This window comes from Pedobacter sp. 05L430 (assembly GCF_056397585.1).
Genome location: NZ_JBFTNT010000024.1, coordinates 1 through 14,764 on the forward strand (window position 1 = coordinate 1; position 14,764 = coordinate 14,764).

Consider the following 14,764-nt stretch of genomic DNA (forward strand, 5'->3'; position numbering starts at 1 on the left):
CTGTTAAGCGATCAACCAACTCAGCTAAAGCAGCTGGAGTTACTTGTTGTTTAGCATCAGTCCACGCAACAGAAGGATCAACATGCGACTCGATCATTAAACCTTGCATATCTAAGTCTAATGCTTTTTGAGAGATGTAAGGAATTAACTCTCTGTTACCACAGATGTGACTTGGATCGTTGATGATAGGTAACTCAGGGCATAATGTTTTCAATTGGATAGCAAGTTCCCACATTGGTTCGTTACGGAACGAGCTTTTCTCGAATGAAGAGAAGCCACGGTGAATTGCACCTAATTTAGTGATACCAGCGCCATTGATACGCTCTAAAGCACCAACCCATAATTGTAAATCAGGGTTTACAGGGTTTTTAACTAATACAGGAATGTCTACACCTTTTAAAGCGTCAGCAATTTCCTGAACTGTGAATGGATTTACTGTTGAACGTGCACCAATCCAAAGGATATCTACACCAGCAGCTAAAGCTTCTTCAACGTGTTTAGCATTTGCAACCTCTACAGCTGTTGGTAAACCAGTTTCTAACTTAGCTCTTTTTAACCATTCTAAACCTATACTTCCAATTCCTTCGAATTCTCCAGGACGAGTACGTGGTTTCCAGATACCTGCTCTTAAAACAGATACTTTTCCTGTTGCAGCCAATAAATGAGCTGTAGTTAATAATTGCTCTTCAGTTTCTGCACTACAAGGTCCTGAGATGATCAAAGGCTCATTGTTGATGTTAAGCCAGGTGTTAAGCGGTTGAATGTTTAATTGTAATTTCATTGTTTTGGGGTTATATGTGTTAATATTTTATTTTAATTGGATTATTTATGCTAATTATACTTTGTCGTTTTTCTGGTACTCACCCATGATATTAAAGTTCACGGTGTATTTAAGGGCCTGGCGGACAGCTTTATCATAAGCCTCCATGTTTTTCCATTCCATATCTACATAGAAGTAATATTCATTTCTTTTGCCAAGCACAGGCATGCTCTGTATTTTGCTTAAGTTAACCTGCTGGTCAGCAAAGATGTTTAACACCTTAACCAGTGCACCAACATGGTTACTTACCTGGAAGCAAATAGATGCTTTATTGATTGGAGCCCCTTCTTCAGCTGTTCCTTTTTTAAGGATCAGAAAGCGGGTAAAGTTTTTCTTGTTTGATTCAATTCTTCTTTCAATGATATTTAGCCCATACAATTCCGCTGCAAGCGTATTTGCTATAGCAACTGTATCTGTAAGCTGTTCTTCCTTAATGCGCTTCGCACAGGCAGCAGTATCATTGCTCTCTATGATCTGGATCTGTGGGTAATCTTCAAAGAAATCAACGCATTGGCGAATAGCAATAGGGTGGGAAGTAGCATATTTGATATCCTCAAACTTTACACCGGGCAGTGCCATCAGGTGAAGTTGAATAGCCAGGTAAACTTCGCCAACTACAGCGAAATTGTATTCACGTATTAAGGTGTAATTCGGTAGAAGACTTCCGGCTATTGAATTTTCAATTGCCATTACCACGAAGTCTGCGCCATCGTTTTCTAAAACCTCGCATGTGTGTTTAAAGGAAGTACATTCAATGGTCTGAATGTCTTTTCCGAAAAACTTGAATGCGGCCTCTTCGTGAAATGAAGCTTTAATGCCTTGAATTGCTACTCTTGTTCCTTTTTTCATTAGAATATTTTCCCTTTTTAATGGTTATGAAATTATCATAACTGTTATTTTCTCTAAACGAAAAAAGTCCCGGCTTTAGACCGGGACTTTTCGTATACATTTATCTTATTAGATTCTAGTGCATATTAGTCCCGGCTCTTACTAAAGTAGTAGAAGTAACCAAACCAATATGTAGTGATATTTTTCAAAATTTTCTTTTCGTTTCGCCAAATGTACTAACAAAATTTAATTTGTCAATAGTTAATTTAAAAAAATTATTTATTGTTTGTTATAAGGTTCTTGTTGTGGTTCAAAATATTAGGCATTTTCTGACTTGGAAGTTAAGGTGTTTAGGTAAGCAAAACTATCCAAAATGTCGTTTTTTGATACCCTGCAGTTAAAATCACACGCTCCAATGCGGCTCAATAATGAGAACATGATCTGTCCGTTTTCATTCTTTTTATCGCTTTGCATAAATTCCAATAATTGGTCAAAACTTTCTTCCTTAATGTGATATTTAGGATATAATTTTAAAATATAGGTACCGATGTTGTTAAGCTCATCCTCGCTAAGCGTATTGTTTTTGGCCGACAAGAAGCCTTCGCATATCATACCTATGGCTATTGCCTCGCCATGTGTTAAAGGGTTTTTATCGTTTATTAAAGAATAGGTTTCAACCGCATGGCCTATAGTATGCCCATAGTTTAATATTTTTCTTAATCCTTTTTCATGAGGGTCTTCTGTTACAACCTCGTTTTTTATCTCTACCGAACGGTAAATAGCGTTGGCCCCAATTTGTTCGTAATCGCTGTTTTGCAATTCTGCATAATAGTCTTTGTCTACAATTAAACCATGTTTAATCATTTCAGCAAAACCAGAAAGCAGTTCTCTTTTAGGCAGCGTTTTAAGGAAGGAAGTTTCAATAAATACAGCTTGAGGAAGGGTAAACGTTCCAACCATATTTTTTACATTATCTACATCGATACCGGTTTTACCACCTACCGATGCATCAACCTGCGAAAGCAGGGTAGTAGGGATATTAATAAAATCTATCCCGCGTTTATATGTTGAAGCCACAAAGCCACCCATATCGGTAATCACGCCCCCGCCTAAATTTATCATCAAGCATTTGCGGTCTGCCTCAAAATCCAATAGTGTTTTCCAGATGCCAATACAAAAATCTATATTTTTGTTCTCTTCGCCAGGATCTGTTTCAATCAGATCAAATCCTGTAAAATCTCCCAGCATTTCCTGGAACTGAGGTAAGCATAATTCTGCGGTATTCCGATCCACAAATACAAAGATCTTGCTGTATTTGCTGCTTTCTATAATTTCTACCAGAGGGGCAAGATTTGCTTCAAAATGGATGGTATGTCCGGCACTGTTTAATTTGTTCATTAAATGATTGTTATTTTCTGACCCATAAAATCAATTACATCTCCAACCCGCACCTTCAATCGCTTGCGGTAATCAACCTTGCCGTTATATTTTACAAGACCGTCTTCAACAACAGTTTGGGCTTCGCCACCGCTTTGAACAAGTGCAGTTGCTTTTAACAACTGAATAAGGGGAATGAATTCGCCTTCTAATTTAAATTGTATCATTATAAGACAAACTTAGATAAAATTTTTTACTGCCAAAATTACAATTATTTATAGTGTGTTCTACCAGTGGTAGCTATGGAATTTATACTTTTGCAAACGATTTGACTAACTGACATTCACTAATGGAGACATTCCCCAAAAAATCATTGAATTTTGATGATACTGAAGTTGCTTTCCGCAACAAATCTAACTCTGAATTAAACGCCGCCTATTGGCTTTTTAAAATAATAAGCAGTAATTTTTTAACTAAAGTTGGCCCTCCGGTTACCAATTTCTTTTTGAACATTGGCTTACCAATTAAGGGTATTATTAAAGCCACCATTTTTAAACACTTTTGCGGAGGTGAAACGATTGCCGAATGTGCAGAAACAATTACGCAGCTTCATTCAGGTAAAGTAGGCACCATTCTGGATTATTCTGTAGAGGGTGAAGATGAAGAAGCTGTTTTTGATTTTACCTGCGAAGAGATTATCAGAACGATAGATCAGGCCGCTAAAGACAAACGTATTCCAATTACCGTATTTAAAGTTACAGGTATTGGCCGTTTTGCTTTGCTTGAGAAGTTGGATGCAAAACAGGCACTAACATCAGATGAAGAAGCTGAATATGATTTAAAAGCAGACCACCTTATTGCGAAGGCTGCCGGCTATATTTTAGGGGTTAAAATGGTGAGAGGTGCTTACATGGAAAAGGAGCGTAAAAGAGCTGAAGAAATGGGTTATCCATCACCAATACAACCTACTAAAGAAGCATCTGATATTGATTATAACGAGTCGTTAAGGTATTGCATGGCTCATATTGATGAAATCGCTTTTGTCTGCGGAACTCACAATGAAGAAAGCAGCAGGTTATTGGCAGATTTGCTTGATCAGAATAAGATTGCGCACAATCATCCTCATGTTTATTTTGCCCAGTTATTGGGAATGAGTGATAATTTAAGCTTTAACTTATCTGACGCCGGGTATAACGTAGCGAAATACGTGCCTTACGGGCCAGTTAAAGCGGTAATGCCGTATCTTTTCAGAAGAGCTCAGGAAAATACTTCCATTGCCGGACAAACGAGCCGCGAGCTTGGGTTGATTATAAAAGAAAAGAAAAGAAGAAGATTGTAATACGTCATCTCCTTTGGTTAAAAGGAGATGACGGAGTGAAGTTAAATTTACTTCTTTACTTTAAAAGGCTGGCTCCCCGTTAGTAAGTCCCAGAATAAAATGAAATCGCAGGCTAAACTATAGGCCGGATACTGAAACGTAGCAGGTTTGTTTTTTTCGAAAAAGAAATGACCTACCCAGGCAAAGCCATATCCAACTATTGGAATGCCAATCATAAAGCGTAAGTCGTGAAACAATACAGCGGTAAACAATAGTAATACGGCTAACAGGCTTCCGATAAAATGTAATATCCGACTAGTAAGATTACTATGTTCGCTCAGGTAGAAAGGATAAAATTCCTTAAGAGATTTATATCTTTTTTCGGTCATGCGGCAAATTTAACTATAAGATATGATGATCAGTTAAAAATTGCTCCAGATCTTTAGGGTGCTTATCCATTAGAAGTGTATTAAGCCCTGCCAGTTTAGCTCCAACAAGATGCTGTGGGCTGTCATCAATAAACAATGTTTCCTCTGGTATAAGGTTGTTTTCTTTGATGACCTGTTCAAATATCTCAACATTTGGTTTACGAAGGAACATTTGCTGAGAGTAATATGTTTTTTCAAACAGGTGGTTATTATCCTCGACATTATATTCCCGTTTCAGGTAATCTACAATCCAGTTGTAATGAATTTCGTTATTGTTACTAAGTAGAAAAGTGCGGTATTTTTCTTTTACTTTAAGCAGCGTGTCGTGTACCGCAGCAGAGGGAACACCAATCAATAAACTGTTCCATGCGCTGTCAATTTGTTCGTCTGTCAGCCCTGGATTGTTGGCTGCTTCGCGTATTTTAATGCGAAACTGGGCCGGAGAGACAGATCCTGTTTCAAAATCATTAAAAATTTCATTATGATTTTTATGGGCAAAGAACTGCTGAACATCGGTTATACCTAATTGTAAAAGAGCATTTTGAGTCCTTACAAAGTCTATTTCGAATATAACGTTGCCATAATCGAAAATAATATTTTTTATTTTTTGTGCTAAAACTGTTTCCATAATTGGATACAAATATGTAACATTGCACTCGCAAAATCTAATAAGATTTTACAGGGCCATTAGCTCAGTTGGTTAGAGTAGAAGACTCATAATCTTTTGGTCGATGGTTCGAGCCCATCATGGCCCACTAACAAAAAAGCCGTTTTTCGATAAGAAGAACGGCTTTTTCCGTTTCTAAACGTCGACTTTTAAACCTACAGCACTCACTCTGGTAGTTTTGGGATTGATCCGTAGTTTTCAATGGATGTACATGATTGTTTGTTGAAATCGTATTAATTGGCTGAGGACCTATAAATGTTAAAAAATGTTAAATCAGTTTGAAAATTTTATTTTGTTTTTTTGATTTGCTCTCACAGACAAACTATTGAACCGACATTTTTTTAGGCTATTATTATAAATTCTAGTGTTTAGATCATGTTAGTAAATTTCTCACTTACCCACCTTCATGGAAGGTGCAAATCTTTATTGTTTTTTCTATTCCTTTTTGGATTACACCCGGGATTGCATGCCCAAGGTCAGGTTGCAACTATCGACGGCAAATCAGCTTTTACGGCAAGGCTGATCAATATCGAAGCCGCAACGAACGAGACATTTCGTTACAATACGACCTTACGTAATGGATCTGCAAAGCAGGCCCTGTACGAGTTCAAAACGAGTTTGCCGATCGGCTGGATGATCAGTTACAAGGTAGATGGTAATCAGGTGGCCTCTTTAAATATTGACCCGGGTACATCCCGAGATGTATCTATAGAGATCAATGCCACAGCAAGCACCACACCCGGCAAGTACAAAATACCTGTAAAGGCAGTTGCAAATAAGGATACCCTGTCCCTAAATCTGGAGGCAGTTGTAAAAGGGTCCTATGGAATAACCTTAACTACACCAACCGGGAAGCTGAGCGAAGAGCTTACCTCCGGTAACCATAAGGAAATCCTTCTAGAGGTAAAGAACTCGGGTACGCTGCCATTGAATGATGTTGAACTCACATCGCAATTGCCTACTAATTGGGAAGCTTCCTTTGAACCTGCCAAACTTAAACAAGTGGAGCCGGGGAAAAGCGTAAATGTAACTGCAAAGCTTAAAGTTCCGGATAAGACCATCGCAGGAGACTACGCTGCTACCTTTACCGCAACAAATAGTAATGGCAACGCCCAGGCAGCCTTCAGGATGGTTGTTACAACCTCATTACTCTCTGGGTGGATCGGTATTTTGGTTATCCTCTTAGCCATTTCACTGATATATTATCTGATCCGCAAGTATGGTAGAAGATAGAAGAAATGAAGGATCCTATAATACAACTGAAGGGCCTAACCAAATGTTATGGCCCTCAAAGAGCGGTAGATGATCTGAGCCTCAATATCAGTAAAGGCGAGATCTTTGGACTGCTGGGGCCTAACGGAGCAGGTAAAACCACAACTATACTCATGATGCTGGGGCTTACTGATCCAACAGATGGTACTGCATTTGTTTGTGGCTATAATGCAACAAGTAACCCTATTGCTGTAAAAAGAAAAGTAGGTTACATGCCCGATAGTTTAGGCTTTTATGATAACATGACAGCGCTTGAAAACCTAAAGTACATCGCAAGGTTAAATGGCCTCTCCGAAAATGAAATCAGAATACGAACGTCAGAACTGATGGAGATTGTTGGGCTTTCTTCGGTGATGACCAAGAAAACATCAACTTTCTCCCGAGGTATGAAACAACGCCTTGGCCTGGCCGAAGTATTAATTAAGCAACCAGATGTGATCATTCTTGATGAACCAACCCTGGGAATTGATCCGGGCGGCGTACAAGAGTTTCTGACACTTATAAAGCGTTTAAGCAAAGAGCAGGAATTGACCGTTCTGCTTTCTTCACATCATTTACATCACGTTCAGCAAGTATGCGATCGGGTAGGGATTTTTGTAAAAGGCAAATTATTGGCCCAGGGCAATATAGAAACCTTATCAGCCGATTTGTTTGGTCATATGGGACATGTTGTATCTATAAAGTCAGCACATGCTATTCCTCAGCCCTGGTCGTTGCAACAGGAACTGGAGCAATGGGAAGCCATTAAACAGATTACAATGGATAAAGAAACGATAGTGTTTGAATGTAAAGAGAACATTACACCGGCACTGGTCCGCTTTTTTGTTGAAAACGGATACGACATCCTTGGGGTACGTCAAAAAGACTATGGACTGGATGACATCTATCAACAATATTTTGAAGACATTAATTGAAAACCATGAACAGTCAAATTAATATATATAAGACCGCAAAAGGAATCCGGAAATCCAGTCCCTTTGGTGTAGTTCTTCACAAGGAAATGGCAGATCATATCCGAAGCTGGCGCTTTATTGTGCTGATCGGGTTGATCACACTAACGTTCATTGGGTCAATGTACGTGTCCTTAGGTAATATCCGCTCAGCCATAAGCAATACCAATGATCCGGATCACACTTTTCTATACCTTAAGTTATTAACTACCACTGATAATTCCACGCCGCCCTTCCATGTGTTTCTGAGCTTTCTTGGGCCCTTATTAGGTATCAGTCTGGGGTTCGATGCGATCAATATAGAGCAGAACAACGGAACGCTTACAAGAATTATGGCACAGCCCCTTTATAGGGACAACCTGTTGCTGGCCAAGTTTGTAAGTGCCATGATCATGGTCGGCACCTTATTCTTCGTATTAACTTTGTTGATGACAGGAGGAGGTCTGATCCTGACAGGGGTAAGGATGGAGCCACAGGAACTGTTAAGGATATTAGGCTTCGTGGTGATCAGCCTTATCTATGTAGGCTTTTGGCTGAGTTTGTCTATCGTACTATCTATTAAGTTCAGGCAAGCGGCTACTTCAGCGCTTACCGCTATAGGTATATGGCTATTTTTTACAGTATTTTACCAGATTATTGTCAACCTTGCAATCAGGTCCATTCTGCCTGATCCCAGTTTTTTGAGTCAGGACCAAATCCTGCGTTACAATGAGTTTATCCTCGATCTGTTGCGAATCGCACCCAACCAGCTTTATACAGATGCGAGCACAACCATGCTGATGCCATCCGTTCGAAGTCTTGGCCCGATGACGATGGAGCAAATGGCCGGTGCAATACCTGCGCCTTTGCCATTTAGAGAGAGCTTAATGATCGTGTGGCCTCAGGTAAGTGGTCTTATAGGAGCAACCGCAGCTTGTTTTGCGCTTTCCTATTATCTGTTTATGCGTCGTGAAATTCGATCTTAAATATGTTATATAAAATGATACAGGAATACTACATTCCCGGTATAAGCTGGTTTCGGTTGATCTTTAATGATAAGCGTAGCTTCAATAACAACTTTGGTAACACCTCTCAAGTTTGCTATCGAATTAAGCTTAGCCTTTAGTTGTACCTCACTGTCAACTAAAACGGCCTGGCCAAACCTAAAAGACTCTATACCGTAGTTTATTTCCATTTTAATGTTGCGAACATCGGCAATCTGTTTCCATAAGTATGGAATTAACGATAAGGTTAAATATCCATGTGCTATTGTAGCCTTAAATGGACCTTCGCTTTCCGCTTTTTCTTTATCAACATGAATCCATTGGTGATCCAATGTTGCATCAGCGAATTTATTAATCTGTTCCTGATCTATTTTATGCCAATTAGAAATACCTAACTCTTTGCCTAAATGCGATTTATATTCTTCAAAACTATTGATTATTAACATATATGTATTTATTTATCAATTAAGAGCCATTTCTATACCTTAGACAAAAGCATCAACTGTGCCAAGTTAACAATAAGTTGATTTGAACAAAACTTCTTTCCAAGAATATTTTACTGTTTGGCTTTCTTTAGGATAATTTAGCTAAATAAATGCATTTCTGAATTCTAAAGGCGAAAGATTGGTTTTCTTTTTAAATAACTTGCTAAACGACTGTGAATGTTCAAAACCTAAGGTATAGGCTATTTCACTTACAGATAAAGTTGTGGTAGATAATCTTTCTTTTGCTTTTTCAATCAGCTTTTCATGTATATGTTGCTGGGTACTTTGGCCAGTTAATGTTTTAAGTAACCCACTTAAATAACTGGGTGATACATTTAGTGCTTCCGCAATGTATGTTACGGTAGGGAGGCCCCTTTTCATTAAATCGTCACTGTTAAAATATTCGGTAAGTAGGTCTTCCAGCTTGTTTAAGGTTTTATGGCTGCTTATTTTTCTAGTAAGAAACTGCCGGTTGTAAAACCTTCCTGCATAAGTTAGCAATAATTCTAGTTGAGCTATAATAAGGTCCTGACTGAACTTGTCTATATTGGCCTGGTACTCCTGCTCAATGTTTAGCATAATGGCGGAAATCATTTCCTCTTCTTTTTCAGATAGAAACAGGGCCTCATGCACAGAATAATCAAAGTATTCGTATTCCTTTATTTTTCTGGCCAGCGGGGTATTCCAAAGAAAATCGGGATGGATATAGAGTATCCATCCTGAATGTTTCAATTTCTCGTTATTGTTCACCTCAATGCTAAAAACCTGTCCGGGCGACATAAAAGTCATAATGCCTTCATCAAAATCATAAGCCTGCTGGCCGTATTTCATTTTGCCATTAAAGTTTCTTTTTAGCGCAATGCAGTAAAAATCCAACACCAGACTAACCGGTTCACTGTCTTGCAAACGCGATATCGCTTCTACGTTAATCACGCTAATCAGCGGATGTTCGGGTTTAGGTAGTTCCCTGAACTTATGAAATTCGCTGATCGTTTTAAACCTATGGGGTGCTGTACTGGCCATATCACAAATTAATCATTTTAGTTAAAGACCGCGGCAAATTCTTTTGCAAAATCACTCAATTTTACTTTTCCCATAACTGCCGGTTTATTGCGGTTATAATCTTCTGCCAACAAACCGTTATGAAGACTTGCATACATTTCAGTCAGGCCAGCTGCAATGCGGGGGTTCATTCCAATTGATTCTAAACCGTTTTGCGTTTCTTCATCAGAAATGATCACCCATTTCAACTCAGGCTTGCCTATGGCAGTTCCTAAAATACGTGCAGTTTGGTTGCCTGTAAGTTCTTCGCTGGCTACATAGCGTACTTTTCTGCCGGTAAATGGTATTACTAATTCTTCGGCAACCGCGGCAGCAATGTCTATTGGCGAAACCCATGGGATAATACTTTCCGCACCATAGTTTGCGGCTATAACGCCACCGTTTTTGATCATATCTGTATAGCCATATAGATTATAAAAGAAGGATGTAGGGCGGATGTGGGTAATGGCTACTTCTGGCGATAACCCATTTAAAATACCTTCAACATTGTGTGCACCAAGCAGAATACCCGAACCCTGTTCTAAATGGGCACCAATGGTACTCAGGTTAACTACGCGTGTTACCCCGGATTTTTCAATGGCATCGGCGTAGTTTTGACCAAGCTGGCGATAGTAAGCAAGAAGATCAAGGCTATGGTCAAAGTAATTGTTGGGTGGCACCATGGTATATGCTGCATCTGCGCCGGTAAAGGTTTCTGTCAAAAAGTTTACATCTTCTAAAGAACCTATAGCAGGTATGGCACCTAAATCTGCTATCTCAGTTTTTTTGTCCGGGTTACTGCTTATTACGGTAACCTGGTGACCTTGTTGTACTAATGTTTTGGTTAATGGTCTGCTAATGTGACCTAATGAACCTGTGATTGTTATTTTCATCGGAGTATAATTTTATTGATACTCCAAAGGTCTGCAGGATAAAGCAGGGGTATGTAGCCGAATCTACTGTTGTTGTAGTCAGATTTAAGTACCCTTCTTTCTCAATTCATTTGCTAAACCTTTAATAAATAAGTAATTAATAGTCCCGCCAATCACGCCGCCTGCCACCGGTACTAAGCGTCTGCTTAATTTAGATCCTAAATTCATCAGTATTTTCTCTGCAACCTCTTCCATAATGTTTTTGCTGATGGCCAATTTGGCATCGGCCTTAACAGATGAGGCTACAATCTTAAAAAAGTCGTCAAAACTGATTTTATACTTGCCGGTATTGTGGTAAGAAATAGCCAGGGTAACCCTAAATTGCTGAGTGATAATGTTAATCACATCCAGCGGTGTACCAATAAGCATGGTGCCAACGCCACCCACTCCGGTAATTAATCCTGAGCCTGCTGCCAATAAAGCACATTGATTGGTAAATTTATCGATCCCCATAGCATCCACACCTTTTTTGATGTTCAGCTGGTCAATCTGATTAAAAATCTGCTTAAAGCCACCTGCTGCCAGTTGCTTAAAGCTTCCCTGGATGTCCGTTCTTACCTTTTTAAAATTGATCCGCTTAAACGATGGTAAATTCATTCCTTTTTGTTTTAGTACAAATTGATAGTACTACTTTCATGCCAGAGCAGAAATTCAAAAAAAGTAAATAGATTTGTTTTCCTTCAAAAACCTGTTTTTGTAATGAATAGTGCGTTAAAGCAACATATAGAAAAAATTACTCCATTAACGGATGCCGAATTCGAATATGTTTCTTCAATGTTCAGCAGTAAAAAGCTTAAGAAACATCAATTCCTGGTACAGGAAGATAGTGAGGTCCACAACGAGTATTGGGTAGTAAAAGGATTGCTTAAAGCCTACCATACAGACGAAGACGGGAAGATACACATTCTGCAGTTTGCCATGGAAGACTGGTGGATCACCGATTTTCAGGCCTACATGAATTGCACCCCGGCAACAATTGCTATAGATTGTATAGAAGACTGTGAATTGCTTGTTTTATCGAGAGATAATAAGGAAAAGCTGTGCAATGAATTACATAGCATTGCCAATTTCTTTCGTAAAAAATCCAATGTTGGGTATGTTGCACTGCAACAGCGTATCCTGCTGTTGCTCAATAAAAATCCTCAGGAAAGATATAACCGTCTGTTTAAACTGAATCCAAAATTGCTCCAGCGTCTTCCTAAAACTTTACTGGCATCTTATTTAGGGGTGTCAAGAGAAACCCTAAGCCGGTTAAGCCATCCATAGTGTGCGTGTAATCACAATTATTTTGTGATTAGCATCCTTCTTGCTGTCGTATTATTGTTCCAACTTTGCATCATTATATTTTATCTTATATAGAATGAATTTGATCAAAAAAGGAATGATGGCTCTTGCTGCGTGTGCCATTTTCATCTCCCTAACCTTGTCTGCGGCGGCACAATCAAAAAATAAAGCAAATACTATGAAAAAGAAAATTCTGTTTGTGGTTACCAGCCACGATAAAAAAGGAAGCACCGGTGATCCCACAGGTTATTACCTGGGTGAAGTAACCCATGCCTGGAAAGTACTAAAAGATGCGGGTTATGAAATAGATTTTGTTAGCCCGAAGGGAGGTCAGCCTCCGGTTGATGGCCTGGATTTAAGAGATGCAGTAAATAAGGAATTCTGGGACGACCAATATTATCACAATAAAATCAATCATAGTTTAAAACCTGCTGAGATAAAGCCCGAAGAATATTCAGCTATTTATTATGCAGGGGGGCATGGAGCGGTTTGGGATTTTCCTGATAACGAAGAAATCTCGGCAATAGCCACTAAAATATACGAAAATAACGGTATTGTCAGTGCGGTTTGTCATGGTCCTGCAGGGATTGTGAACATTAAATTGCGCGATGGCAAGTACCTGATAGCTGGTAAGAAAGTGAACGGCTTTACCAATGAGGAAGAGGTAGCCGTTAAATTGGATAAAGTTGTTCCTTTTTTATTGGAAGATAAGCTGATTGAGCGAGGTGGCATTTATGAAAAATCGGCCCCCTGGCAAGAGCATGTAGTAACTGATCAGCGATTGGTTACCGGACAAAATCCCCAGTCTGCACATGCAGTTGGTAAAGCGGTTTTGGCATTACTTTCAAAATAAATACAATATTAATGCAGCTATGACGGCAGGAGCATAGCTGCATTAATATTACTTGTATATCAATTAGTTTTTTAGTAATTTCAACTTACTGATAATATAGGGATTAGCTGGCTACGGTAACCTCGTAACAGGCATTTGTCAGGACCAGACGGACCACCATATTTTAATTTATTAGCATAGCTATGTTTATATCGATTATCACTCCTACCTATAATCGTGCTGATACGCTTCATCGTTGTTATGAGTCGTTGAGCAAACAGTCTTTTAAAAATTTTGAGTGGATTATTGTTGATGATGGCTCTACAGATGATACATCAGAAACCGTGTCGGCGTGGCAGCGTGAGTCGCCTTTAAATATTAATTATTATCAGAAACCCAACGGGGGCAAGCCCTCTGCCGTAAATCAGGGCGTAAAGCTTGCAAGCGGTGAAATGTGTGCAATACTTGATTCCGATGATGCCCTTTGCCACGATGGGCTTAAAACCTTAGTTGATGAATGGGAAAGCCTCTCACCGGATGTAAGGGATAAGTATTGGTGTGTATGTGCTTTGGTGGAGGATTCGATTACAAAACAGGTTGTCGGCGACTTATTTCCTGCAGATCACATCACCATTACAGGAGGTGAATTTCAGTTTAAGTATAAAATAATAGGTGAAAAATTTGGCTTAATGCGTACCGCATTGTTAAAGAAGAATCCATATCCAGAAGCAGAGGGCTATAAATTTGTACCCGAAAGTTATATTTGGAATAGGTTGGGGCGACAATACCAGTACATCTGCATCAATACAGTAGTGCGAACTTATTTTATCCCAACAGGCTCTGGTTTTGGCAATCTGAGTGGCAAAGCAAACAGAATCCGAAATGCCAAAGGTTTAACTATGTGTGATGTTGATGTAGTGAATGAAGACCTGCCACATTGGTTTTTCAGCTCGCCCGTATTCTTTTTCAAAAGAGCCGCTCAGCTCTCCCGTTACGGAATGCATTCTGAATCTTTTTTGCGCCAGTATAACAGCATAGGAACCGGATGGGGTAAGGCGCTTGTTTTACTCTCGTTCCCACTTGGCTTTACACTTTATTTAGCAGACAAGCTATGGTTTAAATATTATTACGCCCCAGCCAAGGCTAAATTATTAAGAGATACCGTTTCCTGAAACCGATAGTTCAAAATTGGAATTGGTGGCGAAGGGTGTCCGCAATATGGATTAAACAGAGAACGTTTCTAAATTGAAATGATCTTGCCTGGTCTGTTTACTTTGTTTTAGCTTTGGCCAAAATTAAAAATAGATGTCAAAAACGAAGCTTACAATTAACAATAACGGATCGGTAAAGATAGAAGGCGATTTTGAAATCGTTGACAAGAATGGTGAAGTGTACGGATTGCAGGGCAGAACTGTGCTATCAATTTGTCGCTGCGGACTTTCAAAAAATAAACCATTTTGCGATGGATCTCATAATGGTCATTTTGAGCATGAGGCTGTGGCGTTTGATCTGCCTCCTAAAAAGGTTTAATTTGCCGGAAGGGTATA

Annotated in this window: 18 protein-coding genes and 1 tRNA gene; 9 read left to right on the top strand and 10 right to left on the bottom strand. The window is 39.2% G+C overall.

Annotated features, from left to right (window positions below; all coding sequences use genetic code 11):
* From AC1DG9_RS06765 to AC1DG9_RS06780, 4 genes are all read right to left on the bottom strand, one after another.
* The coding region (locus AC1DG9_RS06765; RefSeq protein WP_477634442.1) for a 3-deoxy-7-phosphoheptulonate synthase at positions 1–781 on the bottom strand (781 nt) is incomplete at its 3' end.
* Between the two features lie 54 nt (positions 782–835).
* Positions 836–1,669 carry a prephenate dehydratase gene (locus tag AC1DG9_RS06770; RefSeq protein ID WP_172659742.1) on the bottom strand — a complete coding sequence of 278 codons (834 nt, stop codon included), beginning with the start codon at positions 1,667–1,669 and terminating at the stop codon, positions 836–838.
* A gap of 297 nt (positions 1,670–1,966) precedes the next feature.
* On the bottom strand, positions 1,967–3,046 hold the full coding sequence (gene aroB, locus AC1DG9_RS06775) for a 3-dehydroquinate synthase (protein WP_337716532.1): 1,080 nt from the start codon (positions 3,044–3,046) through the stop codon (positions 1,967–1,969).
* The gene (locus tag AC1DG9_RS06780) at positions 3,046–3,252 is read right to left on the bottom strand and encodes an RNA-binding S4 domain-containing protein (RefSeq protein ID WP_048906717.1); all 207 of its coding nucleotides are present in this window, start codon (positions 3,250–3,252) and stop codon (positions 3,046–3,048) included. Before AC1DG9_RS06780 ends, aroB begins: the two co-directional genes overlap by 1 nt.
* Before the next feature lie 122 nt (positions 3,253–3,374).
* On the opposite strand from AC1DG9_RS06780, the gene AC1DG9_RS06785 reads away from it, so the two are divergent.
* The gene (locus AC1DG9_RS06785; protein WP_477634443.1) at positions 3,375–4,364 is read left to right on the top strand and encodes a proline dehydrogenase family protein; all 990 of its coding nucleotides are present in this window, start codon (positions 3,375–3,377) and stop codon (positions 4,362–4,364) included.
* A gap of 47 nt (positions 4,365–4,411) precedes the next feature.
* Here the strand turns inward: AC1DG9_RS06785 and AC1DG9_RS06790 are convergent, their stop codons facing one another.
* Positions 4,412–4,732, bottom strand: a complete 321-nt coding sequence (locus tag AC1DG9_RS06790) for an Mpo1-like protein (RefSeq protein WP_172659745.1) — start codon at positions 4,730–4,732, stop codon at positions 4,412–4,414.
* A gap of 13 nt (positions 4,733–4,745) precedes the next feature.
* Positions 4,746–5,399, bottom strand: coding sequence for an HAD family hydrolase (locus AC1DG9_RS06795; protein ID WP_337716534.1), 654 nt, complete (start codon positions 5,397–5,399; stop codon positions 4,746–4,748).
* Positions 5,400–5,452: 53 nt separating this feature from the next.
* On the opposite strand from AC1DG9_RS06795, the gene AC1DG9_RS06800 reads away from it, so the two are divergent.
* The 4 genes from AC1DG9_RS06800 to AC1DG9_RS06815 all read left to right on the top strand — a co-directional run bounded on the left by AC1DG9_RS06800 (position 5,453) and on the right by AC1DG9_RS06815 (position 8,625).
* Positions 5,453–5,526, top strand: a tRNA-Ile gene (locus AC1DG9_RS06800).
* A gap of 287 nt (positions 5,527–5,813) precedes the next feature.
* Positions 5,814–6,671, top strand: coding sequence for a COG1470 family protein (locus AC1DG9_RS06805; protein ID WP_288878964.1), 858 nt, complete (start codon positions 5,814–5,816; stop codon positions 6,669–6,671).
* Positions 6,672–6,676: 5 nt separating this feature from the next.
* Entirely contained in the window at positions 6,677–7,624 is a 948-nt protein-coding gene (locus AC1DG9_RS06810) for an ABC transporter ATP-binding protein (protein WP_288878966.1), read from the top strand.
* Between the two features lie 5 nt (positions 7,625–7,629).
* Positions 7,630–8,625, top strand: coding sequence for an ABC transporter permease (locus tag AC1DG9_RS06815; protein WP_288878967.1), 996 nt, complete (start codon positions 7,630–7,632; stop codon positions 8,623–8,625).
* Positions 8,626–8,630: 5 nt separating this feature from the next.
* On the opposite strand, the gene AC1DG9_RS06820 is transcribed toward AC1DG9_RS06815, so the two are convergent.
* The 4 genes from AC1DG9_RS06820 to AC1DG9_RS06835 form a co-directional block, all read right to left on the bottom strand.
* Positions 8,631–9,089 (bottom strand): MaoC family dehydratase, encoded by a 459-nt coding sequence (locus AC1DG9_RS06820; RefSeq protein ID WP_172659750.1) that lies wholly within the window; start codon positions 9,087–9,089, stop codon positions 8,631–8,633.
* A gap of 141 nt (positions 9,090–9,230) precedes the next feature.
* Entirely contained in the window at positions 9,231–10,151 is a 921-nt protein-coding gene (locus tag AC1DG9_RS06825; RefSeq protein WP_172659751.1) for a helix-turn-helix domain-containing protein, read from the bottom strand.
* Positions 10,152–10,168: 17 nt separating this feature from the next.
* A complete protein-coding gene (locus tag AC1DG9_RS06830) occupies positions 10,169–11,062 on the bottom strand; it encodes an NAD(P)H-binding protein (RefSeq protein ID WP_288878968.1) in 894 nt (297 codons plus the stop codon).
* Between the two features lie 84 nt (positions 11,063–11,146).
* The gene (locus tag AC1DG9_RS06835; protein WP_288878969.1) at positions 11,147–11,698 is read right to left on the bottom strand and encodes a hypothetical protein; all 552 of its coding nucleotides are present in this window, start codon (positions 11,696–11,698) and stop codon (positions 11,147–11,149) included.
* Positions 11,699–11,800: 102 nt separating this feature from the next.
* Here AC1DG9_RS06835 and AC1DG9_RS06840 point away from each other — a divergent pair, with 102 nt between their 5' ends.
* The 4 genes from AC1DG9_RS06840 to AC1DG9_RS06855 all read left to right on the top strand — a co-directional run bounded on the left by AC1DG9_RS06840 (position 11,801) and on the right by AC1DG9_RS06855 (position 14,747).
* A complete protein-coding gene (locus AC1DG9_RS06840) occupies positions 11,801–12,367 on the top strand; it encodes a Crp/Fnr family transcriptional regulator (protein ID WP_172659754.1) in 567 nt (188 codons plus the stop codon).
* A 94-nt stretch (positions 12,368–12,461) separates the two neighbouring features.
* Positions 12,462–13,238, top strand: a complete 777-nt coding sequence (locus tag AC1DG9_RS06845; RefSeq protein WP_246269421.1) for a type 1 glutamine amidotransferase domain-containing protein — start codon at positions 12,462–12,464, stop codon at positions 13,236–13,238.
* 182 nt (positions 13,239–13,420) lie between these two features.
* On the top strand, positions 13,421–14,389 hold the full coding sequence (locus AC1DG9_RS06850; protein WP_172659755.1) for a glycosyltransferase family A protein: 969 nt from the start codon (positions 13,421–13,423) through the stop codon (positions 14,387–14,389).
* Positions 14,390–14,522: 133 nt separating this feature from the next.
* Positions 14,523–14,747 (top strand): CDGSH iron-sulfur domain-containing protein, encoded by a 225-nt coding sequence (locus AC1DG9_RS06855; protein WP_337716535.1) that lies wholly within the window; start codon positions 14,523–14,525, stop codon positions 14,745–14,747.
* Positions 14,748–14,764 lie beyond the last annotated feature (17 nt).